This window comes from Aeromicrobium duanguangcaii (assembly GCF_024508295.1).
Taxonomy (GTDB): Bacteria; Actinomycetota; Actinomycetes; order Propionibacteriales; family Nocardioidaceae; genus Aeromicrobium; species Aeromicrobium duanguangcaii.
This window is the reverse complement of the sequence record NZ_CP101990.1, coordinates 1,320,539-1,347,441: the sequence shown is the minus strand read 5'-3', so window position 1 is coordinate 1,347,441 and position 26,903 is coordinate 1,320,539. Positions and strand designations below refer to the sequence as shown.

18 protein-coding genes are annotated in these 26,903 nt (G+C 65.7%); 3 read left to right on the top strand and 15 right to left on the bottom strand.

What is annotated here, in order from left to right; translation table 11 throughout:
• The first annotated feature begins 4 nt into the window (after window positions 1–4).
• Together NP095_RS06745 and NP095_RS06740 are read left to right on the top strand one after the other, a co-directional pair.
• Window positions 5–934, top strand: coding sequence for a DUF4268 domain-containing protein (locus tag NP095_RS06745; protein ID WP_232416741.1), 930 nt, complete (start codon window positions 5–7; stop codon window positions 932–934).
• Window positions 931–4,062 (top strand): type I restriction endonuclease subunit R, encoded by a 3,132-nt coding sequence (locus NP095_RS06740; RefSeq protein ID WP_232416742.1) that lies wholly within the window; start codon window positions 931–933, stop codon window positions 4,060–4,062. The genes NP095_RS06745 and NP095_RS06740 overlap by 4 nt, the downstream gene beginning before the upstream one ends.
• 38 nt (window positions 4,063–4,100) lie before the next feature.
• Here the strand turns inward: NP095_RS06740 and NP095_RS06735 are convergent, their stop codons facing one another.
• Genes NP095_RS06735 through NP095_RS06725 form a run of 3 tightly spaced genes read right to left on the bottom strand, consistent with a single transcriptional unit; the run spans window position 4,101 to window position 6,879 of the window.
• The gene (locus tag NP095_RS06735; RefSeq protein ID WP_256766129.1) at window positions 4,101–5,168 is read right to left on the bottom strand and encodes a hypothetical protein; all 1,068 of its coding nucleotides are present in this window, start codon (window positions 5,166–5,168) and stop codon (window positions 4,101–4,103) included.
• Window positions 5,165–5,689: a hypothetical protein gene (locus tag NP095_RS06730; RefSeq protein WP_232416744.1), complete on the bottom strand. Its 525-nt coding sequence runs from the start codon at window positions 5,687–5,689 to the stop codon at window positions 5,165–5,167. The genes NP095_RS06735 and NP095_RS06730 overlap by 4 nt, the downstream gene beginning before the upstream one ends.
• On the bottom strand, window positions 5,686–6,879 hold the full coding sequence (locus NP095_RS06725; protein ID WP_232416745.1) for a hypothetical protein: 1,194 nt from the start codon (window positions 6,877–6,879) through the stop codon (window positions 5,686–5,688). The genes NP095_RS06730 and NP095_RS06725 overlap by 4 nt, the downstream gene beginning before the upstream one ends.
• 138 nt (window positions 6,880–7,017) lie before the next feature.
• Here NP095_RS06725 and NP095_RS06720 point away from each other — a divergent pair, with 138 nt between their 5' ends.
• Window positions 7,018–7,908 carry an HNH endonuclease family protein gene (locus tag NP095_RS06720; RefSeq protein ID WP_232416746.1) on the top strand — a complete coding sequence of 297 codons (891 nt, stop codon included), beginning with the start codon at window positions 7,018–7,020 and terminating at the stop codon, window positions 7,906–7,908.
• Between the two features lie 3 nt (window positions 7,909–7,911).
• Here NP095_RS06720 and NP095_RS06715 read toward each other — a convergent pair whose 3' ends face one another.
• The 12 genes from NP095_RS06715 to NP095_RS06660 form a co-directional block, all read right to left on the bottom strand.
• Window positions 7,912–8,409 (bottom strand): hypothetical protein, encoded by a 498-nt coding sequence (locus NP095_RS06715; RefSeq protein WP_256766128.1) that lies wholly within the window; start codon window positions 8,407–8,409, stop codon window positions 7,912–7,914.
• A gap of 32 nt (window positions 8,410–8,441) precedes the next feature.
• Entirely contained in the window at window positions 8,442–9,386 is a 945-nt protein-coding gene (locus NP095_RS06710) for a hypothetical protein (RefSeq protein ID WP_232416748.1), read from the bottom strand.
• A 164-nt stretch (window positions 9,387–9,550) separates the two neighbouring features.
• Window positions 9,551–10,591, bottom strand: a complete 1,041-nt coding sequence (locus tag NP095_RS06705) for a hypothetical protein (RefSeq protein ID WP_232416749.1) — start codon at window positions 10,589–10,591, stop codon at window positions 9,551–9,553.
• Window positions 10,588–11,955: a GAP1-N2 domain-containing protein gene (locus NP095_RS06700; RefSeq protein ID WP_232416750.1), complete on the bottom strand. Its 1,368-nt coding sequence runs from the start codon at window positions 11,953–11,955 to the stop codon at window positions 10,588–10,590. Before NP095_RS06700 ends, NP095_RS06705 begins: the two co-directional genes overlap by 4 nt.
• On the bottom strand, window positions 11,952–14,141 hold the full coding sequence (locus NP095_RS06695; RefSeq protein ID WP_232416751.1) for a hypothetical protein: 2,190 nt from the start codon (window positions 14,139–14,141) through the stop codon (window positions 11,952–11,954). Before NP095_RS06695 ends, NP095_RS06700 begins: the two co-directional genes overlap by 4 nt.
• Entirely contained in the window at window positions 14,138–14,557 is a 420-nt protein-coding gene (locus tag NP095_RS06690; protein ID WP_232416752.1) for a hypothetical protein, read from the bottom strand. The genes NP095_RS06695 and NP095_RS06690 overlap by 4 nt, the downstream gene beginning before the upstream one ends.
• 1 nt (window position 14,558) lies before the next feature.
• The gene (locus NP095_RS06685; protein WP_232416753.1) at window positions 14,559–17,192 is read right to left on the bottom strand and encodes a hypothetical protein; all 2,634 of its coding nucleotides are present in this window, start codon (window positions 17,190–17,192) and stop codon (window positions 14,559–14,561) included.
• Complete coding sequence (locus NP095_RS06680; RefSeq protein WP_232416754.1) at window positions 17,176–20,622, bottom strand: tubulin-like doman-containing protein; 3,447 nt, start codon at window positions 20,620–20,622, stop codon at window positions 17,176–17,178. Before NP095_RS06680 ends, NP095_RS06685 begins: the two co-directional genes overlap by 17 nt.
• 22 nt (window positions 20,623–20,644) lie before the next feature.
• Window positions 20,645–23,212 (bottom strand): vWA domain-containing protein, encoded by a 2,568-nt coding sequence (locus tag NP095_RS06675; protein WP_232416755.1) that lies wholly within the window; start codon window positions 23,210–23,212, stop codon window positions 20,645–20,647.
• Window positions 23,209–23,574, bottom strand: a complete 366-nt coding sequence (locus NP095_RS06670; protein ID WP_232416756.1) for a hypothetical protein — start codon at window positions 23,572–23,574, stop codon at window positions 23,209–23,211. The genes NP095_RS06675 and NP095_RS06670 overlap by 4 nt, the downstream gene beginning before the upstream one ends.
• Window positions 23,575–24,329: 755 nt before the next feature.
• Complete coding sequence (locus NP095_RS06665) at window positions 24,330–24,641, bottom strand: hypothetical protein (protein ID WP_232416757.1); 312 nt, start codon at window positions 24,639–24,641, stop codon at window positions 24,330–24,332.
• 687 nt (window positions 24,642–25,328) lie between these two features.
• Window positions 25,329–26,405 (bottom strand): hypothetical protein, encoded by a 1,077-nt coding sequence (locus NP095_RS06660; protein WP_232416758.1) that lies wholly within the window; start codon window positions 26,403–26,405, stop codon window positions 25,329–25,331.
• Window positions 26,406–26,903 lie beyond the last annotated feature (498 nt).

Here is a 26,903-nt window from a genome sequence, read left to right as displayed (position 1 = left end):
TGACGTGTGGCCCCATGAAGCGCTCGACTTCACGCCGTGGCTGCTGGCCAACGTCGACGTACTCAGCGACCTGCTCGGCATGGATCTCGTCCTGGAGGCTGCTGAGCATCCCGTCGGCAACTTCAGCCTCGACCTGATCGGTCGGGACGAGTCCACCGGGGAGCGGGTGATCGTCGAGAACCAGTTGGAGCTCTCCGATCACACCCACCTTGGCCAGATCATCACGTATGCCGCCGGGACCGATCCCACGACGATCGTATGGATCACCACCGGCTTCCGCCCCGAACACCGGGCCGCCATCGACTGGCTCAATGAACGCACCGACGAGAACACCCGCATCTTCGGTGTCGTGATCAACGTGGTCCGCATCGGAGACTCGGCGATTGCCCCTAACTTCGAGCTGGTGGCACGTCCCAACGACTGGGAGAAGGCCATCCGTCAGAGCGCCAAAGTCAGCCCTGCCGAGGCGGAGAAGGCAGCCTTCTACACGGCGTACTGGGAGCAGTTCCTCATCAGTGCTCGTGCGACCGGGGCTACGTGGGTGCCCCGCGGAATCACCTCACGTTCGGGATGGATGGACACCCGCACCTCCGTGCGCAACGCCAATCTCACCATGTACTTCCAGAAGCGTGGATTGAGCCTCCAGGTCTATTTCGGGTCGTCGGACGGCGAATTGAACATGGCGCGGTACCGGGCACTGGAGTCGCGTGCCAGCGAGGTTGTCGACCTGCTCGGCAGTGACGTCGAGTGGGACCCGATGCGCGGTCGCAAGGCGACGCGCCTCACCGTGTGGTCGCCTTTCCCAGACATGCCTGACGAGTCCCAGTGGCCGGCGGTCAACGAATGGCTGATCGCTCAGCAGGACCAGGTGCGTACCGCACTCGATGCCATCGACTTCGACGCGCTCATGCAAGAGGTAGGGGACACTCCGTGACCGTTGAACTCGAGAAGGCGTACGAGGACGAGATCTGCGAAGCGCTGCACGCGTCCGGCTGGATCTACACCTCCGAGATGGAGCGCCCGGGTTACGACAAGACGCGTGCCCTCTTCGTCCCCGACGTGCTCGCCTGGTTGCAGGAGACCCAGCCCGAGGCGTACGGCAAGGTTGTGAAGCCGGAGATGTCGGCGACGGAACAGGCGAAGGCTGTCGACTCGCTGCTCGATCGGTTGGTGAAGGTCCTCGACCTGCCGCTCGGGTCCGGCGGCGGCACTCTCAACGTGCTGCGCAAGGGGTTCGACAAGACCCCGGCGAAATTCAAGATGGCCGAGTTCAAACCCGTCACCACGCTCAACCCCGCCGTAACCGCGCGCCATGGCGCGATGCGCCTTCGGGTGATGCGGCAGGTCTACTACTCCACGAAGAACACCAACAGCATCGACCTGGTGCTCTTCGTCAATGGTCTGCCGGTGGCGACGTTGGAGCTCAAGACCGACAACACCCAGTCGATCGAGCACGCCAAGAAGCAGTACCGCGACAACCGGCAGCCCGCGGGTGAGCCGTTACTCGGGTTCGGGAACCGGTGCCTGGTGCACTTCGCGGTCTCCAACGAAGAGGTCGCGATGACCACCCGGTTGGCGGGTGCAAAGACATTCTTCCTGCCGTTCAACGTGGGTCGTGACGCTGGGGCAGGCAACCCGCAGATCCCCGGCAAGGCCGCGTCGGCGTACCTGTGGGAGCGCGTCCTCCAACCTGAGGCGTGGCTGCACATCCTCGGCAAGATGATGCACCTCGAAGAGCGCGTCGAGACCGACCCGATCACCGGTGCCCAGGAGAAGAAGAGCATCCTGCTCTTCCCCCGCTTCCATCAGTGGGACCTGGTCTCCAAGACGTTGCAGACCGTCGCCGACGAAGGGCCCGGACACAACTACCTGGTCCAGCACTCCGCCGGCTCCGGCAAGACCAACTCCATCGCCTGGACCGCGCACGGACTCGCGACCCTGCACGACGAGAACAACGAGAAGGTCTTCGACTCGGTCATCGTGGTCACCGACCGCACCGTACTCGATGACCAGCTGCAGAAGGCGATCAAGCAGATCGAGGGCACCAGCGGCACGGTCTCGCAGATCAACATCGATGAAGCCCGCAAAGCTGGCGCGAAGTCGAAGTCCGCGCTGTTGGCTGATGAGTTGTTGTCGGGCAAGTTGATCGTGATCGTGACGATGCAGACCTTCCCGCACGCGCTCAAGGCGATCCGGGAGGACGCCGGCCTGTCAGGTAGGAAGTTCGCGATCATCGCCGACGAGGCGCACTCCTCGCAGACCGGGCGTACGTCCCAGAAACTGCGGGCCGTGCTCACCGCCGAAGAAGCCGCCGAACTCGACGACGGCGGAGAGATCGACGTCGAAGCCGTCCTCGCCGCCGAAATGGCCGAACGGGCGGAGTCGAAGGACCTGTCCTTCTTCGCATTCACCGCGACCCCGAAGTCCAAGACGCTGGAACTCTTCGGTCGCTCCGACGGCGGCGGAAGCCCTCGGCCGTTCCACGTCTACACGATGCAGCAGGCCATCGAGGAGGGGTACATCCTCGACGTGCTGCGCAACTACACCAGCTACGACACCGCTTTCCAGATCGCCCAACAGGTCAAGAAGTCAGCCGGCGAGCGGCACCTGAAAGCCGTGAAGCTGGTCGACGAGTCCGAGGCGACCACGCACCTGATGCGCTGGGTGTCGCTGCACCCGACCAACATCGCGCAGAAGGTGCAGATCATCGTCGAGCACTACCGCACCAACGTGCGGCACCTGCTCGACGGGCACGCCAAGGCCATGGTCGTGACGTCTTCGCGTGAGCACGCGATCCGCTACAAGGACGCGATCGATGCCTACATCAAGAAGTCGGGCTACACCGACGTCGCGACGCTGGTGGCCTTCTCCGGCACGATGACCGCCGAGCAGGTGCCAGGGGTATTGTTCGCTGGAGTCGAGCCCCCGTACTCAGAGACCAACCTCAACAAGGGCCTGCGCGGTCGCACCATCCCCACCGCACTCGGCAGCAACGACTTTCAGGTCCTGATCGTGGCCAACAAGTACCAGACCGGCTTCGACCAGCCACTGCTCTGCACCATGTACGTCGACAAACGCCTCGACGGCGTCTCCGCCGTACAAACCCTCTCGCGGCTCAACCGGACCTATCCCTCGGCGGGCAAGGACACCACGTACGTCGTCGACTTCGTCAACGAACCCGCAGAGATCCTCGAAGCGTTCCTGCCCTACTACAAGGACGCCGAGATCGACGGCACCACCGACCCCGACCAGGTCCACGACCTGCGCGCCAAACTCGACCACGCCGGCATATACACCCCCGGCGAGGTCGACGCGTTCGCCACCGCATACCTCAACGGCAACCACGGCGCGGTCTCTGCACCTCTGGGTTCGGCGGCCGCACGCTTCGCGGACGCCTGGCGCGCGGCCCAGGCCGCAGCCGATAAGGCCCGCCTGGACGAGCTCGAACTGTTCCGCAAGGACGTCGGCTCCTATGTACGCCTCTACGACTTCTTGTCGCAGATCGTGAACTACGAGGACCCCTCCCTGGAGAAGCTCGCCCGCTTCCTTCGCCTGCTCAAGGGGCGACTCATCCGGCCCGAGGCCTCCGACATCATCGACCTCTCGTCGGTCGAGCTCACCCACATCAAGCAGGCCCGCGCCAAGGACCAGACCCTCGACCTCGGCTCCGGCGACGTCGTCCCCCTCAAGCCGATGAAGGCCACCGGCTCGGGCCAGTCCCGCGACCCGCACATGGTGCTTCTGGAAGAGGTGCTGGCCAAGGTCAACGCGCTCTTCGACGGGGAAGACTTCACTCCCGGCCAGCAACGCTCCTGGGTCGAAGGACTCGTCACCGTGCTCGGAGAGAGCGACACCGTCCGGTCCCAGGCCGTAGCCAACACGTCGAAGCAGTTTGTGGAGTCCCCGGATCTGTCCGACGCCGTCCACGGCGCAGTCCTCGACGCCAGCGACGCGCACTCGAAGATGACCGACATGTTTTTCAGCGACGATGTCTTCAAGGCCAAGCTCGTGACGCTGCTCGGCGAGCTCGTCTACGACGACATCAACCGGCTGGCTCGATGACCTGTCGCGACAACGGGTCGGTCGCGATCTGGCACGGCTCACAGCGCCGCGGCCCACTCCTCCATCGTTGGCGCAGCAGCAGCGGGACCAAGGCCCCGTCGCAGGAGGAAACGAACGCGGTCGCTGCGGACGTCGTCGAGCCCTTCGATCGCGCTGTCCGCGTCAAGCCATGCTCGGGGGTCCGTCCCCCGGGGCCACAGCAGTCGCCACGCCAACCGAGCGAAGCCCGCTCGGTCATCAGCGTGACTTCCTCCGCCAGCTTGAGACCAACCGCCGGAACCGAACAGGCGAAGTCCGCGGTAGTGCACCGGAGTCACACGAGTCACGGACTCGTCCACGAGCAGATACCTCGGGTCCACCTGCGCGTTGATGAGGCCGACGCGGTGCTGGGCGAGCAGCCACCCGCACACTGAACGGGCGATCTCGACCCGCCGGAACGGCGTGAGCACAGGGTCCTCACCGGAGATCAACTCCTCCAGCGTGCGAGGAGTCGGGTCTTCGCTCACTCCACTGCGCGCGAGGAAGGTGTCTTCGAGCGCCGGAGCGAAGTACCCCTTGACGTCACCGTACTCGTCGATCAACACCTCGTCGGGCCACCGAAGGTCGATACGTACGTCCCCCGAGCCTCGCACCGGAGGGCGGCGGTCGACCACGGACCCCGCCCGCGCGGCGCGACGCCTGACCGGCACGTCGAGGACGAGGGCTTCTCGCCCTCCCTCGGCACGAAGCACGGTGCCGCCTTCGCACGAGCGAGCGTCGACGCGCTCGTTCCCGATCGCGAGTTGCTGACGAACGAACGCCTCCTGTTCCGGTGTCAGAGCAACCGTTCTTCCGTCATCAACGGGCGACTCGTCGACGGCGAAGCCGAAATCTACGCTTGACCGCGGCAGGCTGCGAAAGTGCTCCCGCTCGGCCTCGGCTGCGGCGCGCACCGCCCTGACGGCGGCTTGGTCCCTCAAACGACGCAGCTTCCGTCGTCTGCTCCACAGATACGTCCCGAGAAGCGCGAGGAGCACCACGAATCCGCCCAGCAGCCACCACCCGCGCGCGACGGCCAACCACGGCGCCGCGAGCCAGCAGGTCACGGAGTTCCACCACGTCATCACGGTTGCTTCGTCTCCTCCTTGGCGAACAGGAACACCTCGAGCCGGACCTTTCCGTACGGGAGACTCCCATCCCAGAAGAAGCGACTCGGTGCCTTGCGTGGAAACAGATCGGGCGATGCCTTCGTGAGTCGAGGGCGTAGGGCCTTGGCGACCTCCTGGCCCGGTCCTGCCGTCTCGGCACCACCGAAGATCAACACCAACGCGGCTTCGTTACCGTTCTTGTCGTAACGCCGGATCGCCTTGGCCACGGCCTTCTGCGCCTTCGCCTTGGCATCCGCCGCGCCCGCGACCAGACCATCCGCCGGCACAGCGATTGAGATGCTGATCGGATCGGTCTTCATGCCGACGATCATCACCGGTTCAGGCTCGGGCTCGGGCTCCGGCGGATCGACGGCGACGGCGGTCCCCAATCCGATCAGGAAGAGCACCAGGAGCATGTCGGCGAACACCCAACCAGCCAGCGACTCGGTCGAACGCAGCCGGCCGCGGCGACCGTTGCTCAGCGATGCGCTGACCCTCACCGAACAACGCCCGCGGAACGGAGTTCGTCGAGCAGTTGTCCAGCGAGGTCGGCGGCGCGGCTGAGGTCCGAACTCTGACCCTGGAGTGCGGACTGGTGCGCCTCGAGAATCCGGCTCAGGTCCGCAGCGGCGCGCTGCGCAGCCTCCGTGGCCCGGGCCTGCGTCCCGACGCCCTCCACGAGCCACGACTCGGTGCTTCGCTGTGCTGCTTCGATCCGCTTGACCCCGTCAGTGAGCCCATCCACGGCTGCCGACACGCCCGAAGTGAGAGTCGTCGCCGCTGTTCGGCTGCTGTCAGACAAGGCCGTAGTGCTGGACGACACGGTGTCCTGGAACGAGGTCAGCGCACCACGCAGCGTCTCGTCGAAGTTCTGGGCGCTAGTGAGGACCTTCTCCTGAAGTCCGGCGGCGGATTCTGCCGACTCCGCGAAGGTGCGACTGGCCGAGTCCGCAGACTGGAGCAGGGGACGCAGATCCTCGAGGATCTTGTTGGCCGCGCCTTCGAACCGCGTGACTGCTTCGGTCGTCGCCTGGCGGAGCTCCTCCACTCCCTCACGGGTGGCACCGTGCGCCTCGTTCAACTCTGCCACTGAACGCTTCAGCGCTGCCTCGAGGAAGCGCGGATCGTCCGTCCGACGCTCGTTCAGGAATCGCTGGGCCCGACCGAGTACCGCCACGAGCTCTCGCCGCGCCGCGCCGCCTGAGCTCTCCTCCTTGAACATGTAGTGGTCGGAGACCCAACGGTTGAGCACGACCAACAACACAGCGAGCGTAACCAGCCCGAAGGAGACCATCGCGGTCGCGCCGAATTCGTGCCAAGCGCCCACTCGTCCGTCGAAGCCGGTCGTCCACATCCCAAGAAACGTGCGGCCCTTCTCGTCGCCTGCATCGAGGAGTTCGCGGTAGGCCTCCGAAGCGCGATAGATGCTCCACCACGTCCATGCCACGGGCAGGAAGACCGAGGCGCCGGCCGCGATGCCGACGATCCGCTCCCACCAGTGCATTTTGGTGACGTTGATCGAGGCCTCGGGCGGGAAGGCGCCGACCAAATCGATGCCCGTCCACGTTCCGTCCCCTTGGTCACGGACCGCTGCGGCCAGCGAGCGGAGGTCGTCGGCTCGAGTGTCGAAACGCGGGTCCGCCGCCAATCGCTCGAGACTCTCGGCACACGTGGTGCGCTCGTCAGACACCGATATCCTCCTGCGGTCGTATTTCTCGGGCATGCCTCGGGCCAGTCGCCGCATCCGTAACATGGGACAACGCTCGCGAGTATCCGTGCCACGTTATTCGGCACACGCACCCCAGCGGGCCCGTTCTTCACAATTGAGGTGAGAGTCATACGTTCGGCACCACACGGGATCGCCTTTCGCGCGGCGAGCATCGTCGCGCTGATCCTGCTCTCGGGACACACTCTCGCTGCTGGCCTCGACGCGGCAGAGGACGACGCAACGACCTTACAAGCGGCTCAAGCGACGGGCCCCACCGAATCCGCCGGAGATCCGGAAACCACGCAACCGACGACCTCCGTCGTACCGAGCGAGTCGCCGACCACGTCACCGACTCCGGCGGCCACTCCCTCGCCAATCACGCCGTCCACAACGCCGAGGAGCGAACGCGACAGGCTGCTTCAGCTCCTCAAGAAGGTCAAGGTGGTCGCATCGCGTCCCAACCCTCCCGGCTACGACCGCAGCTGCTCTCCGGGAGACGGCTGCGTCTTCGGAACCGAATGGAACGACGCGACCGACGCGACCATGGGACACAACGGATGCGACACGCGCAACGACGTGCTGCGCCGCGACCTCACCGAGGTCGTCATCGATCCCGGGACGAACGACTGCGTCGTTCGCCGCGGCACGCTTCACGACCCCTACACCGGCCGTAGCATCGCGTTCGAACGTGGCTGGGGATCGAGCCTGGCTGTCCAGATCGACCATCTGATCCCCTTGGCAGCGGCCTGGGATCTCGGCGCAGCCTCGTGGCCGCGCGAGCGCCGCGAGGCTTTCGCGAACGACGTGAAGGATGAACTGCTGGCCGTCGATGGCGATGCCAATCAGGACAAGCGTGACTCCACACCTGGCGACTGGCTCCCCCCGAACCGCGCCTTCAGATGCGAATACGGGATTCGCTACGTCCGGACGTCCCTGCGCTGGGGACTCCCGATAACCTCCGCCGACCACGGGGCCCTCGGCCGCGTGGCCGAGAAGCATTGCACTCGTTGAGCGTCAGGAAGGCGCCTCATACCGCTCTTGGAAGAGCTGGTTGAAGTCGAACTCGTTCGGTACCGGATTCATCGTGACGGTCCAGCCGCTCTCTCGACGTTCGAGGCGACCGAGTTCCACCCGCTTCGCCAGCTTGGGGCTCGGCAGGGTCCAGGTCTCCACGGACGCGCCGTCGCGGGGATTCCACATCGCCACGGTGAGGTCCTGCAGTCCCGTGAGCACCGAGCTCCTACCGGCAGAAAGCACGAACTCCAACCGACCCACGTTTGGGTCCAGCAGTTCGAAGCAGACCTGAACCTGCGCCTTGGTCCTTCCTTCGGGGGTACTTTCGTGACGGAGCACCACGCCGTCCCCGGTCAGCCGAGGCGTCTTCCTGAAGACCACATCTGATGCGCTCGAAACCGCCCCGCCGGCGTCCGTGCACATGACATACAGCGCGGCCACGCCGCCGGGCAGGCTCCACTCGACGTCTGCGACGAGCGCGTCCTGTTCCTCGGCCACGTCGATGCTGCAGCCTGACTCTCGTACGCCGCTCACGAAAGGATCCACTTCACCGGGTCGAGCACTCGGAACGGTGCGATTCCCGCTGAATTAAGACTCTGGCCCTCAGGGTGGGCACCGAGTGCGGAGACCGCAAAGTAACGATGGTCCACGTCCTTCTGACGAAGCAGATTCCTGAGTTTCGGACCGACGAGCTCGACCAAGAGCGAGTCAACCTCGGCGTCGACCAAGTCCGCGTCACGCCGGTCGAAGCCGGCCGTGCGCATCGACGGATCGCGCTGCAAGGGCGAGCCTGCGCGCACCATCACGCGTCGCAAGGGCGCACCCTCGACGTCCCTGATCTGCTGCAAAATGTCGAGCTTGGATACAGCGACAGCCACCCGCTTGCCCTCGGGGACGGGCAGGCGGCCGTCGTCGGTGAGGAGGTTCAAAACCTGGAGGACGACCTCGACACCGTCCCCCCCGAGGTCGCCGGGCTGAATGATCCCGTGCAGCGACTCCCGCAGCCTGTCCATCTTCAACGGATCGATCAGCGCAACCACCGCATCCGCGCGCTTGACGAACTCAAGGGCCGACCGACGCCGCACCAAGTCCTCGAGGTCCTCACCGGCGACGTCGCGGACCACCAGGATTTGGCTCCGACCGGCAGCGTCGACGAACCGGAAGATCAGTGGCCGGTATCCGTCGGGATCGGCTGCGATCTCGGCTGTGGCGCCGAGAATCACCCCCTCGTCGAACAACGGGGCCCCGTAGCGCTGCCAATAGTGGCGCTCGCTATCGCCCAGGAGTTCCAGATGCGTCCCATGAGTCTCTTCCACCCACAGCGCGAGCTGCTGGCGCAGAACCCCGAGGTAGATGCTCTTCCCCGAACTCCGTGCGCCAGCCATGGCGACGCAGGTGACGGTGGTGTCGGGACGGCGCCACTCGTCGGGAACCACCGAGTGGCAGGACGCGCACGCCTCCACGACCGCGTCCAACTTGCACCTCGGGCATGAGACCTGGTCAACCTCGAAGACGTAGGGCAGCGGGACATCCCGTCCGTACTCCTGGGTGAGACGCGCAGATGGCTCCCCCTCGCAGGTCGAGCAGGCCAGGTACTCGACCTCCGGGGGAAGATCCCGAAAGCACGTGGGGCACTTCGTCATCGTCGGCCTCCGCTCAACAGCGAGCACACGGAACTCCAGTCCCACTCCTGAGCGGGGACACCCTCACGCGCCTTCAGGTATGCCACGTTCAGTCGGCCGGATACCTCACCCCGAAGGGGAATATCGTGTCCGGCGGTCGCGCCCACCAGGACGAGGAGCACATCGCGATCTGCCGAATCGGCCAACAGCTTCCGCACGTCGGGCAGGTCAGCAGGTTCAGAATCAAGCAGCAGAACTGCCGACTGTGCGCCTGCGGCCCACGCCTGATCGAGCGCCGGAGCAGCGAGACACCACGACGCCGGGCGTCCGGGGTCCAACGCCAGTGCGACTGATCCCGGGTCGGTCGATCCGTGGACCGGCTCAGTCAATCCCGTCGCCCCGGTCCATGCGGGACCGAGTCCGGTCTCCTCCGCGAGGAGCCCCGCTAGAACACGGGCAGCCCCGTTCACTTCGTTCGCGTCCAACGCACGGCTGAAGGAAGCTGAGGAATCGAGGATCAGCGCCCACCTGCGCCCTGTCGCGGGAAGGTCCTCTCCCCCGCGTGAAACCCGCAGAATGTACCGCCCGGGCGCAACCCACAACGCCTCACGCTCGTCGAGCCGCGCCACGATGTCATCGTCGCTGAAGTCGAAGGCTAAGGGCGCGGGAACGCCCAGCCCGACGTGCCAGGACGTCCGGTCCCCGCGACAGGCGGCCAGTTCGAAGGAGCGCAGTGCGCCCACGTCGATCCTGAGGACGTCGAGGGCAGCAGGGAGATCACGAGCACCGGCGCCAGCGAACACCTCGACGTCGAGGCCGAGTCGCGTGCCGGGAGAGAACTCGACACCCGCTTCGGGTACGACCGACAGCGACACCTCGCCCTCCGTGGGCGAGACGTCCACGGCGTGGGGTGATTCGCGCTCGTCCACCCTGTCTTCGCCGCCGAGACCTGTCGCCAGGAGGCGCACGCCGTCGACATCCCCGGTGAGGCGAACGCGCAGGTAGCCGGGACGAAGCTCCGCCGTTCCTCCGCGAGGCGCCTGAAGCCTGGCACTCATACCTCGTCCTTTCTTGACCACTCGTACTCATTCGCCACCGGGGTTGCCACGATGGCGAGCCCCAAGGCCACCTGCACGGCGCTCTGTATGCGCTGGACCTCATCCCCGCTCGACTCCATCGAGGCCGCCCACAGGGCCTCCAGAGCCTCGACGACCGTGGGCGGGGGCGCGGTCGGACACTGCGACACGAGCAGCCCGACGATCGACTGCGGACCGGTTGCGGCTTGCTGATCGTCAACAGGCGGTGATAGGACGCTCACCGCCGGAAGGGTTTCATCCATACGAAGCAGCTCACGCAAACGCGGGTCGCGAAGGTCGTCCCACGGCCGAGTCTGAGCCCACTCTGCACATAGGTCGTCACGGTCCGGGTGACCCTCGTCGAAGTGCCGCAACAGCGCGAGCGCGAGTGGCCACGAAGGGTTGAGCAATTCCGTCGGTGACAGCTGCGCGCAGATCTCGTCCATCAGCTCCGTGATCTGGAGGGCGACACCTGTGCCGAGTGTGGAGAGTCTGAAGAACGCATCCTGCCAGCGGCGGTCGACGGGCCACGTCTGACCATCCACCTGCCAGTAGGTCTCGGCCTCCTCGTCGGGGCACCACCCGAGGTCGAGGACGAGTGCGTTCGTGCGGCCTTCAGCGACATGGGTCAGCGCCGCTACACGGTCCTCCGGCGGGATCCCGACCACGCAGAACGGAGTTCCCGGACTCGGCATGCTGCGGGCACGGTCGAACGTCCGGAAGGGGATGGTCGAACTGACGACACCAGACGTTGTCCACGACAGCCGCTCGAGGGCATCGATCACCGCAGGGGTGTCACCCACCAGGACGAGCGGTCGATCCTCCTGAAAGCAGAACGTGACGGCTGCGAGCAGTGCCTCGGTTCGAACCGGATCGGCAAACGCGCGCTCAAGAACGGTGCCCGCATTCTGCTCGTTCTCCGGCGCCTGGAAATCGTTGAGTCGCGAGGCAGCCACCTCACGGTGACCGAAAGGGTTCATCCAACTTGAAGACCGGACCAGGCTGATCGGCCTGCTGTGGTGATCGGGCTGCAGGCGGCCCACGACATGGGTGAACACGTTCCCGGGCCGACCGGTGACGTCGCTGCCGGCCGGGCACGCGTGCCACCACGCGGCTCCGCGGCTCGGATCGAACGCGAAACTCAACGACCGCTGCCGATGGAACAGCACCTCGCGAGGAGCGAAATCCGGCAGGTGTTCCCCAGTGTCGAGGTGCGAGACCACTCCCTGCTCCATGAAGTCCGCCAGTTCAGACGGGATCCCGGCGTCGCGCTCGAGAACGCCCCAACCGCCCGGCCGTCCGCCTTGGCCGGCCGATGACGCATACGTCAGTTGAAACCACGTCACGGGACTCTGCCCCTCAGCTGGGCTACTTCCGGGTCGATGACCGCGTACCGGGCTTGCTCCTCGTCCGGGAGGTCGACGAACAGCCGTCGCCACCCCTCTCCTGCACCCGCCGGCACTTTCCACCTGAGCGTCGACTTCGCGCCGTCCAGCTGGAGCCGACTGAGGGGCAGTCGCTGCGACCGCGGTTCCCCGGCCAAAGCCGAGCCGTGCAGTGGCAGCCGGTCGGGCATGGTCACGAGAACGACGTCTACTTCCTTAGGGGGTTCGCACTCGACATGGATCCAGTCCTCGGCTGCAGCGACCTCATTCTTCTCTCGGCGTTTCCAGAATCGCGATGCGGCGGGCTGGGGCGTGAGCCCCGACTCGAAGCGATACCTGATCCTGTACAAGCCGGGGTACTCGATCTCCTCCGAATCGCCCTGGACCTGCCGGCCACCCTCGACCGCGTATCCCATGAGAGCGAGTCGGCAGCCTTCCGCCGGAAGCTCACCGAGCCTGATGCCGCCGTACCGCCGGTGTGAGGCGCGATCGATTTCGCGTATCTCGCGCCAGTTCCACGGATCGGTTTCAGCCTCATTTCCCTGCATGCGCACGACGACCGCGCTGGCCCCTTCCGGCCAGGCGAACGTCAGATACTGCTCGTCCACTCTCTCGTGCAGCGCCAGATGCGTCACGCGACCCAGCCGCACGCGAACCTCTGCGGCACCCACTCGATAGGCGGTTCCCTCCGTCGAGACCGCGACGACCTGGATACGGGAGGCGCCCCCGGGCCAATCCCAACTGACCGTCGCTCGTCCGTCCTCCCGCGTGGGCGGAGTATTGATCCGCGTCCCGACCCCCAGGCCGAGACGCTCCAGACCTTCCTTGTCCAACTGGTGATCGCGCACTCCGTGAACGAGTTCTTGATCGGTCCAATGCAGTTCGACGTGGACTCCCTGGATTTCCTGCCAGGACGCGGTCAACCGGCCCGTCACGTCGTCGACCGTGACGTCGATTTCGTGGACCTCAGGCACCTGCACCTGGACCGTCACCTGCTCCTCCACCGGGACACTTCGATACTCGACGTCGTCGACCAGCGCGACGGCGTAGAACCGGTAGAGATAGGTACCCGCCGGGACGTCGTTCTCCTCGAAGCCGGTCAGGTTGCTCCCAGACAGATCCCCGCTGACCACGGATGCGGCAGAGACGGAACGACCTTCCGGCACACTGCCGACATCGAACCGATGAACCTCGACGCGATCCACTCCGGTCTCAGCCGTCCACGTCGCCGCGACCCTCCGGTCACCACTGCTCAGGTGAACCTTGCGGACCGGGGCAACCAGCACGCCCCTCGCCCACAGGCATGGCTGCGCCGCCTTCGCAGCACTCTTGTTGGCACCCGCGTGCACCCACACCGCATACTTACGTCCCCATTGCGCCACCGGGACCATGTCCTGCACCGAGGAGTCATGGCCCTGACCGACCAATCTGCCCTCATATCCCAACGGCCGTCGAGTTCCATCACCGGCGAACACCTTGAACCAGGCAAAATCCGTGGAGTCGGCTTCCGGCCAAGAAAGTATGACCCCGTCGTCGGCCGCAGGTTCGAACACGACGGCATGGCTGGCCGGGAGATGACCCGTGAGGTCCGGTTCGGTCGTGAAGTCCTCAGCCGTGCCCTCCTCTGTCCGCCGGCCGCCGACGCCGACATCGAGAAGCCCCTGCAACTGGCGACGATGCTTGCGAGCGACGGACACGGGCATCTTCGCCAATGCCTCCGGATCCTCGAGCGCGCGCGCCACCCAGTCGTCGTCCAAGTGGTCGTGCCACGAGCCCTCCGACCGAGCATTGGATACGTACTCACGAACGCGTCGTTCTCGGATGCCCCCACCGCCGGATGGCTCCACCGTTTGCTGCGCTTCCTCCAGCGCATGCTCCGTCGATGCGACCTGCGAGGTGTCCACCCCCGCCGGATCCGAGTCCCCCATGGACATGTCTGATTCCGTCGCGTCCAGGATCCGCCGCAAAGTCGGAAAGGTCGTGACGAGTGAGCCCGTGTCCCCCAGGACGAGCTTGGAGAGAGCGCTCTGGTCTTCCACACCCAGGCGTGCGCACGTCTCGACATCGTCATAGTCCGGTCGTGAACCCCCGGGGAGCTGCTGCCACCACCGGTCGGCTCGTGCGATCCGCTCCCGTGCATCGCTCACCAGCGGTCCCCCGTCGTTTCGCTCGAGGAGGCGACCCGGTCGACTCCCGATCCGGCCACAACGTTTCGGTGCTGCGGCGTCCCATCCATCATGGCGATGTGACCCCGGTCGGCGACCGCCTGAGCGATGAGCGCCACCGCTGTGAGCAGCGCAAGGCCACCGGTAACCCAGCGCGCGTCGCTCCAGACGACGCCCGCCGAAACCGCCCACGCGACGCCCATGAGGGGCAGCAACCATCGGTCGATACCTCGGGCTGCCCGAGGGGCGAGGACCGCAGCCACGGCCGTCAGACCTGCCGCCAGTGCCACGGAGAGCGAGTTCGAGACGTGCGCCGAGGACACGAGGACGACGACAGCGGTGAGCACCGCGCCGGTCGCGGACGCCACGCACAGGTACACCTGATTGATCGATCTCACCTCACATCTGTGGAGCGTCGCCGAAGCTCTTCGCGACGGGTTCGAGGACAGGCCCACTCCGGCAGAACGCCAGATCACGGGCGGGGAACGGTTCGGTCAGCTGCGTCAGGACGAGTGGACCGCCCTCTGGGGTGAAGTCCCCGGTTTCGGTGTGCGACACCATCCACGGGTCGACGGTTTCGGGAACGGTCGCGAAGACGTGCCGAGAGAACTCACCACGAGTCCGACTCGGCAAGACTCCGGCGACGAATTCCTGATACGACTCGTCGTGCTTCCGGCTGGCGCCGTCCGTCCACAGCACTCGTCGATCGCCCTCGCTCGCGACTTCGTCGACGAACGTCCGCAGGCGGTCCAGCACCGGCCGTGCAGCGTCAAAGCGTCGGTGCGGGGCGATCTGCTCACTCCAGACGGTCAGGACCGGACGCTCCCCCATGCGCGCGTCCGAGAACAGCAACTCCGGCTCGCGCTCCACTCGATGGCGGTCTTCGAAGGCCGGCAGATCGGCGAGGAACGCCTGCCAGGCGTCGGACAGCCAACCCGGCTCGCTCACTTCCGATTGCGCTCGACGGGCCAGCTCGTCGGCGGCCGCGTCCTCTATGACCACGCGCCCGAAGCGATGGTTGTGGCCGAAGCCGGCTCCCAACTCCGTCGTTCGCTCGCGCCCCGGCGCGACCTCCCCCCAAGGCGCCCCGACGAAAGCCGTGAGGGCCCTGCTCCAGTCCACGTACTGACGGTGAACGGCCAGCAACCGTCTCAGGTCCTTCAACGTCGCGGTGAGATCCTCGTAGGCGATCTCCGCGAGTCGTCGTTCCCGCTGCCGCCGGTGAATCAGCTGGAAGAGCGCCCGTTGGCGAGCGACGAAGACGCCCAGCAGCAGGGCCAAGGCCACGATCCACGTCGCCGCGATCCACCCAGCGACCTCCGTCCACGCGATCGCCCCGTCCGCGCCGAAGAAGGTCAACACGCTCGAGGTGGCAAGGGCCATCAGAAGGACCGCCCAGGTCCACCGGCCGAGGCTCGTCTGGTCCTTGAGAACGGCATCGCCGAGACCGGTGTCGGCCCCGTGTCGCCGGAGGACTTCCTGGTGCAGCAGCGCCTCTGTCCTGAGCCCAGAGATCCGCTCTGCGATATGCCTGCCCACCTGCCCGCTGTACGAGCGAGCGGAACGGTCACGCCACTCATCCACCCGTCGTTGCAGGTGTGCGAACTCGGCAGCGCTGTCGGGCTCCCGGCGGATCTGCTCGGCGATCATCTGCTCGACGACACCCATCCGCTCGAAGTCGTTGGCCGGCAGAGTCGCCACAGCGACGAGGCGCTTGGCCTCAGCCGGCAGCTCGAAGATCGAGGACAGATCCGGAACGACGACCCGCGGATCCGTCACCACCGCCGTCGCTCCGGCTTCTGTGGGCTCCGGAAGCTTCTCGCTGCGCTCCTGCCCGTCCAGCAGGGTCAGGGCTCCATTGACGAAGTCCTTCCACAGGTCGGGATGATCATGACGCGGGCTGACCGACGTGTGCTCATCCCCCGCCAGAGCAGCCACCCGTGCGTCAAGGTCTGCTTCAAGAGCCACCGCCGAGACGACTTCGCCATCCTCGGCGATGCCCGTGATGTCGCGCACCGTGATCTGGTAGGCCGAGTTCGACCCGAGCAGGAGTCGTTGCAGGGCCGGCGCCGTCGCACGCGCAGCCTCGGCTTCCAGAGCATGCGCGAACGTCTGGGGCGCGAGGCGGAGAGCCGAACCAAGGAATGCGAAGAAGCGCCTGAGCATCTCCTTGGCCGGCGTCCGTTCGGCCCTGACGTCTCGACCGACACGCGGCGAGGGATCCAGCGTCGAAGCATGTGCTTTCAACAGATGCCTCGCCATACGAGCCGCGGCGGCGTTCTCGTCGGAGATCCGCTGAAGCTGGCGTCCGACTCGGTCGACCGGGACCGGATACCGGGCGCTCACGTCGATCACCCGGGCCAAAAGATCGTTGGCAGACTCTGCCGTCGACACGTGCCGCGTGTACGTCCGCAGCAGGGTGACGCGCCCCCCACCGGAGGCCGGTGCACCGTGCACCGTGCCACGGCTGGCTCCGGTCCACAGTCCCGCTGCCGAGGCCAGGCCCGCAGCACCGTGTGTCAGACCTAACGGCCGCCGCAGCTCCTCGGCCGGCACCGGCGCCTTGCCACCGCCCGGCGAGTGCGAGTTCTCTGGCGCCAACAGCACCGTGTGACCGCCCGTCCAAGCGAACGTCGCGGGGTCGACCTGTGGCCAACCCTGAGTCGTTCCGACGTTCACCACTTGACCCCAGGTGAGGGGAATCCCGGGCAGCGCGAAGTGCACGGCATCCCTGAGGGCTGCCGAAATGTCGTTGTCGGGAAGCACAGCCTTGACACCGACTGTGCCCAGCGCCAGGACCGAGACCGACGTCACCAAGGGACGTGCAGCGATCTCGTCCTGAAGGATGACCGGCGTCGCCGCCCCGTCAGCGATCAGCAATGCCCGCCAGGTCGACGCTGCGACATCCTGCAGGGTGATCGCCACGAAGTCGCGAACGATCCCGAGCGCTGACCAGTCCTGGAGTGTCCCTGTCCACGCCGGCAGCTCGTCGCAATCGGCGGCCAGGATGACGAGATCAGAACTGGATGACATTGCCACCACCGGCCGCCGGACGGCTGCGCTCCAAGGCGCGCCGGACGGTCACCTGCAGTTCGACCAACGCATTGCGGATGACCAGAGCGAGTTCTCCATCGAGATGGCCCGCGCGCACCTCCTCGAGTGAGCCAATGTCGAAACGCGGAAGTGACAGCACTCCCGGACCCGACAGTGGCGCCATGAAGCGCTCCTCGTAGTGCGTCTGCACGCTTTCCAACCACGCGGCGAGCGCTGCAGCCCGGCCCTCGGGAGTGTCCTCCGCCTCTCTTAGCTTCTCGATCTGAGACGGGTGTCCCGCCGGCCACTCGCCCGTGGAGAGCCACCCGCTGACCAGATCCTCACCGTGAGTCCTCGAGCCCTCCCTCGTCGGCTCCAGTCCCCTGTCGTACAGCTCGCGCAACGCGCGATACGGCTGCAGCGCGGTGAACTCCACGTCGCCGGAGCACCGAACCAGTGCGAGCGTGTGCCCTTCGAGAACACCCGGCAGCCAAGAGCTACCGGCTTCTCCCCACGACGCACGCGGCGTGAGGAATTCATCGGAGAAGGGCAGCATTCTGGCTGACCGCAGCGCGTCGAAGACTTGGACGGGTCCCAAGTCTCCGGGGTGGACCGGATGCGTGACCAAACCCAATGCGCGACCGAGATACCACCCCTTCACGATGGCGGTCTGTTCTGCCGCGCCCATCGCCAGCGCCGCGGGCAGTGGACGCGTACGCTTCCACCGCCACAGGTCCCCACGCTCCAGTCCTGTGGCATTCGACCAGCGGTCCTTCAACTGGTCGAGGAAACTGCTGAAGACCACCGGCAGGTACTTCGGGTACGCCCCATAGATGGCGATGCGGTTGGCGTTGCTCTGAGCAGTGAGAGCCTCACGGAGCCTGTCGACGGAAGGATCCGGCTGACCATCCGCCGGCTGGATCTCTGATTCAAGCGCCTTGGCGGCCGCGGACCCAGGCGCGACCGGGATCTCGCTGAAGGTCAGCTGAGGCCTGACCTTCTGCGCATGGATCTTCTCGACGAGGTGCGCGTCGACGCCCACCAGCGGTGCGGCCTGGTGCACGGCTTGCTTGAACGCCGACCGAAACTTCAGAAGGCGCCCGGTGCGTTCCGAATCAGGCACCCCCGGTTCGTTCAGGTAGGCCTCAAAGGTCTGATTGGTGAAGATCGCGAAATGGTGGTCCCTGCGCGCTGCGAACGCACCGGCACGCATCAACAGATCAGCCGGTTTCAGAGCGAGTTCGTACACGGGGGTCTTGGCCGGACGGGGGTCCCCGGTTGCAGCGTCTCGCGGCAGAGCGGCCGCACGCCAAGCGACGACGTTCGTCAGGACGTCGAACCTGCTCGGCGCGGCCCCCTGGTCCTCCCACTCGCCTCGCACGATGTGCTGCACCATGTCGTTCACGGCATTCTCGACGGGCACTCCAGGGGCGGCTGCCTCCACGTGGGATCGAAAGGTGGCCGGGAAGTCGTCCGCCGTCGTCAGCAGCACTTCGTTGTGGGCGTGTTTGAATCGCGGCGGCACCACATCGCCGGAGGGCCACTCGCCGTAGAGCCTCGTGTGCAACTGAGCCAGGCCAGCCTGTCGCTCCGCAAGCTTCATGGCGTTCTCGAGGTCCTGCTGCGCTGCGCTCAACGCCCGGCTGATCGCCGGCAGAACGTCCTCCGCTACCGAACGGAGAACGCCGCTCAGCGGGATTGCCACGCGGTGAAGGACCGCGTTGTTGACCCGGTCTTCGATGTCCGCGCGGGCCTCTTGGCGCAGCTTCGGCGTGTTGTCCATGGCCCCCATGTCCAAGACGCGATCACTGAACTGCAGCACCGTGCCTGCCGGGGGAACCGCCGCGACGAGCTTCTCGGAAAGCACGCGGTATCGGCTCGCCATGTCCTCGAGGATCTTGCGCGCGAACGGCAGTCCCTGCGTCGGCTCAGCCAGGATCCGAACAGTCTCCGCGCGAAGGCGTGCCTCGAGACCCACCGCGAACTCCTCGACCCAGGCATACGCCCCCACGTCAAGGCCGTGCGCCACCGCCGCCTCGTCCCCGGCCAATCGTTGACGAGCCACCCCGAAGAAGTCCGCGCCCTTCGGCCCGGCATTCAGCTGATCGAGGACGTCCAGCACATTGCCCAGCGAGTCGTCCGCGATCTGACTCTGTCGCGCTCCGAGCAACTGCTGGATCCAGACCGAGAACTTCGCGTTCTGGACGGGTAGACCGACGCGCTCGTACAACGTCTCTCGTTGTGCGCCGACCGCTCGCTCCAGCTGGTCCTGCGGCGAGAGGGCGCTCGCGAGCTCCTTGTACCCGTCCACCAGCCGGTCGACAGCCACACGAGCCAGGCGCTGGGCGACGTACTCCCCGTAGCGGTCACGCCCCAGGCTCAGGCTCGAGTATCCGAAGGAGCCCCATGACACCGACGAGGTGTCGGCTCCCCAACCGACGACTTTCTCGACCACAGGCGGCGGGGTCGGGTTCTCGATGACGACCTGAAGGAACGTCTTGGACGCCCGCTCGGAGATCATCGTCGCCGCGATCGCTCGGCCCAGCCCGCGGAAAACGTCCTCCGGGGTCTCACCGAACTTGGCACCATCGCCGCCGATCGACGCGCCGATGGGAAGAACGCGGCCAAAAGCGGCCGGTTCTCCGTTCGCTGAGGCCACCCCGAGTGCCGTCATCAAGGCGCTGTCGATCGCGTCGCTGGATCGCGCTTGGGCCGCGATGACCTCGGCCAGCGTGGCCATCGCGTTGCCATCGATACCCACTCGGTTGGACTTGTCCAGCGCGTGGAACACGTCAGGAGTGAAGAGAAATGCGCTGGTCGCCTTCGGGACGACGCCCTTCACACGGCCAAGAAGTCGACACACGTCAAGGAACATCGACGCGCCGGAGCCGCCGGCCATTGACCCCACCACGATGGGTACGACCGAAGCACTGTCATACGGCCCCTGGTCGGCCAGCTGGTGGGGCAGGTTCCCCCACGCGCCGGGCTGCTGGAGGTCCTGCCAAGCGGAATTCAAGGCCTCTTGAATGAGGGCAAGCCGTGTCAGCGTCAGCATTCGCCCGATCGCGCGATACTGCCCCGCGCCTTCGGAGATGTTGACGCCGTCGGCGGCGGCGCGCGGCTCGGGCGCCCACCCGAGGAGACCCTCCAGGTGACCTGCGCCCTGCAGACGGCCCTCAACCTGCTGACGCACCACCGAGAAGGTGTTGGATGCGGAACTGACCGAAACGTACCGGCCACCGAGGTCTCGGATCGAACCGAGCTCAGGCGAAGAGTCCGGGCGCGGGTTGACGTCGATCTGGAGGAACTGCCACGCAGCAGGCAGTTCCTCGACGCCGCGACTGCGCAGATCGGCCTTGAGCTGATCCATGATGTACCGGACGGTCGCGCCGCCCGATCCTCCGACGCCGACGACGATGTACTTCCTCACTGGCCATCTCTCCTTGGTTTACTCACCAGACGTCGTCGTCGACGACGTCGCTCGCGGTGGTGGGGTTGGGGGTCGCGCCTGAACTCGGCGTGCCCCATTCGTCGTCGAAGTTCGCTCGACTGTTGGCGGCCGCGGGAGCCGCGTCGTGCCCATGCTTCCCTCGCAGCTTCGCCACCGCAGAGGGCACCTTCATACGGGCGTCAGCCAGAACGGCGTCGATGCCTTGGCCAGAGATCGGCATCAGGAGCACGACCTCCACGTCACCCGTGCCGGGCGCGTGAGGATCGAGCGTCGCCACCCAGTTGCCCCGCACGGCCAACGGCAGCGCGTGGCCCTGGGAAGTGACATACGCCGCGTCATCAGCCCTGACCTCCGGCGCTGTGACCAGCGCAAACGGGTGAAACTTCACGCGAAGCGTCAATCGGTCGCTGATGATCAGGCTCGTCTGGCGATCAGCGAAGACGTGCACGTGATGCTCGTGACGAGGTACCGCTGCTCCCACGAGGAACGACTGCGACTCGTTCACTTGTCCGCGCAGTACCGCGACGGCCACGCCGTCGCCGGCGAGAACGGCACCGTGCTTCTTGACCGCGGCGAGCAACGCCACGGGGATCGCCAACCCGAGCGCCATGACAAGTGCGAAGACTCCCCACCGCACGGTCTCGTTCGGCGCGGGCTCCATCTCGTAGCGGAACCTGACCGGGATCTCGATGGCGTCGCCGGGGCCGTCGGCCGGGAGCGCGCGCAGGAGCACCGTTCCGCCCAGGAGTCCGGCTCCGGCCTCCTCGGGAGTGAGCGAAAGAACGATCTCGTCCTCCGCGCAGGTGTCTGCGTCGCTCGCGGTGGACGCAAGCGCGGCACCGGGGACGCCGCTCGGCAACACGTCCGTCTGGGAACTGGCGAGCCAGACGCAGCCTCCACCCTTCCAGCGGACGGGCAGGTCGACCGCGTCGACCGAATCCCCGCGACCGAAGTCGATCGACCCCGGCACTCGCGGGTACTCGCCGGGTGCTTGCACGGTCACCGGATAGCTGACCGTCCTCGGGCCCAGCTCTGTGCCCTTTCCTCCAGGATCCGCAGTGGTCAAGGACATCTCCAGAACAAGCCGTCCGGCTCCTGGGCCTTCCTTGCTGAGGTCCACCGTCACCGGCTTCTGGAGGTCCGCCGCGCTGAGATCCTCCGCGAGAACGGATCGTCCGTCTGCTCCCCGGTCGAGGAGAACGCCCACGCTGACATTGCTCTGGAGTTCCTTCGGCTCCACGCGCGACCCGTCCCCCAGAGCGAGCCCGACATCGAGCGAAGACTCATCACCGACGACCAGTTCGTCGTCCTGTCCCCACACCGGCGCGAGATCGCTGACGAGCCGGATGTTGGTACGGGCTTTGCCGCGACCGGTCTTCGCCGGGTCTACGAACACGACGGACCAGGTTCCCTCCCACGAGGCAGCCTCACCGCGCTCGAGCGTGGCGGAGAAGACCGCGTCAGTACTCCACGATGCTCGGAGCTCAAAACCTGGGCGTTCCTCTTTCAGCGAGCCCCCCGGCGCCAAGGTCAGGCGCTCCCCTGCCGGAGTGACGAAAACCGCCTCGAAACCCTTGACGTCGGCACTTCCGAGCACGGAAACGGACGAGATGGAACGGTCCGTGACGAAACTATGGCGGCCGGCCGGGCAGACCTCGCCTTGGCACAGCGGCGTCGTCCGCTCCTTCGGCAGGTTCTCGGGGTCCGACAGGGCGTCGAAAGCGAAGAAGAGGTCGCCCACGTCCTCCGCGAGCACGAAGGAACCCTTCCCGCGCGCGTCACGGTCTCCGCACTTGCCTCCGTCGACCTTGCTCCGGGTGGCGACGCCGGACATGAGTCCGAAGTCGTTCGAGTCGCCCTGGTCCTGGCCCTGCAACGCGATCGCGACCGTGGTGACGCCGTCGGCGCGGATCGCATCCGCGACGCCACCGGCCCGGCACAGGTCCCGCGAACCGACCCGCTCCACCCGCTCGACGGATCCGGCACTCGTCAGCCGGATATCTGGGGCGTACGGCTTGGTCGTGCCGTAATCGTCCTTCTCCTGCTGGGTACTTCGTTGATCGAGGTCGTACATCCCGTCGGTGAGCCAGACCAGCGCCTTGCAGTCGGCGTCACCGTCAGCGAGGTAAGTTCGAGCGCCCTGAAGAGCCTGCCAGTAATCCGTCTCCCAACCAGTGTTCCGGCCACGGAACTTGTCGACCGACGTGGCCACGTCTCGCTTCCCCGCGCCGTCGAGGGCCGTCCATGGCAGGGAGACCTTGAAGTCGCCAGCGAAGCCCGCCACCGCCACCTCGAGAGCAGCTCCGGATGCCTTGGTGAAGGTGCCGAGTCGATCGGTGAGGTGGCGCGCCGCATCCACGCGGGTGGCCACCGGGTCACTGGTCTTCAGAGAGGCCGAGGTGTCCAGCAGCAGGAGAACGCGGGCCTTACCGCCACCGGCGATGCAGGCACCGAAATCTTGCAGCGGTTGCTTCGCGGAAGCAGCCTCAGCTCGGGTCACAGGCGTTGCGAGGGTGAGGATCAGGAACCCGAACGCCACAACCAGGCGTCCGGCGAGGGCCAGCCTCACCACCGGGACACCACGTCGGCGACACGCCACGCGTTCAGAACGATTGCGGAGAGCGCCAGCACGAGGACGACGCACTTGAGCGGGAACGTCCACGTCGACGAGAACACCAGTCCCTCCGTGTACCTTCGGGCGTCCTTCACCAGGAACATCCCAAAGAAGACGAGGGCCACCACGCCGCCCACGAACCACCCGAGAAGGTTTAGCGCGGACGTGCGTAGCGCTAACCCGACCACCAAGCCGGCCAGTCCGCACGCGGCAGCGACCACGAGCAACGCGAGCGGCGGCTTCGATGCAGACTCCACTGGACGATCGCCGCGGTATCCATCCCGTAGGAGGGAGTATTCCTCAGACCCCCACGACATGGGTTCAACCTCTTTCGCCGACAGCGGTTTTCAGAACCCGACCGGGGACACTCTACCGAGCGAAAGACGGGGCCACTGTGATTTCGGGGACTCACGCGTGTGATCTTGGCAAAAGTCCCCGAGGACGCCGTGACGTCGAGAGTTGGCCAACCAAACCACGCCCACAGCCGAGGCAAGCGAGAGCCTCCGCGAAACCCGAGGCGATCCTCCCATGAAACGGCTTCGAGTCCTTCAGGCAGCCAGACGCAACGGCACCGCGGTGGGTCGGAGTCGTCGAGCCCCGGATCCGTTTCGCTGCTCACAAGAGATCTGACGAAAGGGCCCTCACTTATTAGTCGACAATCGTTGATCTGTCGTTCAGCGTTTTGGCGGTTGCTCGGAGCCTGACGTTGTGGCGCCCTCAAGCGATCCCGAGTCTCTTCGCAACGTCGTCGCCGCCAACGCGGCGTACGACGTCAGGTTCGCGTACGACAACCAACATGTCGGTCACGCGCGACATCCCGACTTACAAGCGCTCCCGAGCTCGTTCGCGCTCCCCGGTCTCGTTGAGGCAAAGCACAACCGCACGGCGCTCGAGACCCTTGCTGCCAAGAACGTGACCATAGAAGACGTCTTCGCCGTCCCAGAAACTTCGCCAATACCCGACTTGTCCCAGTCGATCCGACTGGGCTTCTTGCTCCGGGTGTCGGCGTCCAGTAGTGAGGAGACGGATGTTCTCGGGTCTCCATCCCGCCTCGATCAAAGCATCGCCCTCGTCATCGGCCACTCCCAGCGCATCCTCGCCAGTCGAGGGAGAACCAACGGAATGAGTTGCACCGGTGGCAGCCGAACCGCGCGAAGATGCGCTGGTTCTCATCCGAATAGATGTAGAGGCCACTCATCCCCTCGTCACGCAATGACTTCAGCACCGGCTGCCACCAGGAGTCTGCAAAATCCTGGGCCTCGTCGACGATCACCGCGTCGCACTTCAAATTGTCAGCGAGCCCCTCCGCGAATTCCCCCATCTGTTCGGGCAGCGTCTCCCCCCAGAAGAGACTGTCCTGTCGATCTCCATCGCCCGCGCCCATTGCGTGCCATATTCATGAAACGTGCCGACGAACGCGGGACGGTGTTTGCGGGGCCAGTTGGCGACCTGACGCTTGAGATCAGGCAGTGGCCTCTCGATTAGGTCTATCCAGAAGCCGCAGACTTTGTCTCTGCGCTTGATCTCGGTCCTTCTCAGCTCAGCGAGCTCCGAGTTGAAACTCTCTTGTTCCTCAATCACCGTTTCCAGCCGTTCGCGGTCTGTCACGGCGTCACGGAAAGTCGGGACCACGGATTGAAAGAGCAGGTAGGTGATGAACAAGGACACAACAGCGCCGCGGCGAAAACACCCAGTTCCGCAGCAGAAAGCCGAGAACTGCCGAGGCTCGACGCACTCAGGCGATGCTAGTGCCGCGATGGCGATGTGTTCGTGGTTCGGCTGATCAGCATGTTCGACTCGCGCCACGTCGTCGCGGAACTCTCTGGGATACGGCCCAGGCACGATGCACATCTCCCAGCAGCACCACTCGGCACCACAGATCGGAGGTCACCGAATCGTGCAGCAGCCCCGATCGCGCGGTGCTTGACAAATTCTGGAGAAATTCTCACGGCGGCAACGCCGCACCCTGTGTGTTTGATGTACGAATCCCGACATGAGCCGACGGCTCATCGGCACGATAAATGAGGTGACAGAACCAGCGGGCCTATGCCGAAGGTGTCGCGCTGCCTGTTCAGCCCCTAGCTGTCTTGGCGAGAAAATCGGCGACGCTGAACCAATTGGCGTTCGGCGGGCCGCCGTGCTTCACCTCATATGTCGTGGTGCGCCATGCTCCACTACTGACGTCATTCTGTAGGACCGACCCGGTGAGCCCGCCATTGCGGCCGACCGAGTCGTACGGCAAGGTGCCCGAGGCATGAAGATCGACGATTTCGGCGCCGGTCAGGAGAGCGTCCTTGTTCTTTCCGAAGGCTGGTCCCGTCGACACGAGAGAGTCATAGTCGGCCAGCGCCGTGGTGAGGACATTGGACCAATACCGGGGTCCGACGACGCGGTACTGGTCGAGGACCTGTTCCCAGGTCATCACGGGCCAGCCATGCCCGGCGGAGGCAGCCGCTAGTTTCTCGGGCAGAAGCAGGACGTGCCTTACTCTCTCTTCGGATAGGCCGAGCACCTCGACCCAACGTGAGATTACCTTGGCTTGGCGCCACATCTGGGCGTTCAAATCCGCTCGGCTTGGGTTGTGGAACATCTTCGCCTCGACAGCGACGAGCCAGTCCGGTCCGGCGATGACGACGTCGGGGGTGTCCGCCTCGAGTCCAGTCCCCCAGCGCTCGCGGTCCTCAGGCGTGAATACTGACTCGGCGAAGCCGTACTCCGTGCAGAACAGGAGCTGATGCGGTTCGTCGAGACGCCCCTCGATCGAGACATCGAGACCGGACATTCGAAGAAACCTGTCGAGGTGTGCGAAACCGTCTGAAGCGACTAAACCCGGTAGAACGGTCCCCGTGTAGTACCGCTCCTTGCGGTTGAGCGGAAGCCCCTGAAGCCAGTTCCTGCTCGGCGCGACGTCCGTCCCGGCGGATCGCGAACCTGACTCAGCCCTGACGAATCGAATGTGCTCACCGAGCGCATTCCAGAGCGCTGCGGCGTCGCGTGCAGCCGAACCCTTGAACTCGCCCGCCCATTCGCCGTCGATGATCTGCCTTGCGATGCCACCTTCACCGAAAACGCGCCGGCCAAATCCGTTGGCCCTCTCGACAGACGAACGTACGGCACGATCGCCATCGGACTCCGAAAGTTCCGTCATCGCGCTGACGCTAGCAACAGAATCCGACAAAGGGCGGCACTTGACCCAACTGGACCCGACCCGCCCTCAGGCCGCGTGAACGCCTTCTCGCCATACCTTCGCCGTCATCGCTGTGATGACGCTTTGTCTTGGAGGACATTCTTTCGCGGGGGCTCAGCACCCGGTTCGCATGCACCCAGGCGGGCGGCGCGCCGCCGTTCGAGCGAGCGCTTCATCAACCGTCGTGGCGTGCCGGGCGCCAGGGCGCCGAGCACGTCGTGAACCATCCGCTTGGCGCGTTCGAAACCGTGGTGTTCGCTGGCGCTGACGTGCACGAGGGAGGGCTCCGCTGAGTAGCAACTGTTCATCGGACGGGCGGGACATTAGGAGCGTCAGGCGTCGCTCTCCTTGTTGCCCGACACGCCTGTTGGTGGCATGGAGCCAGGAACCATCACTCCCGGTGGTCCAGCTCCACTCAAAGCGTCAGTCCAGCGCGACTTCAGCAGAAGTCGGGCGCCC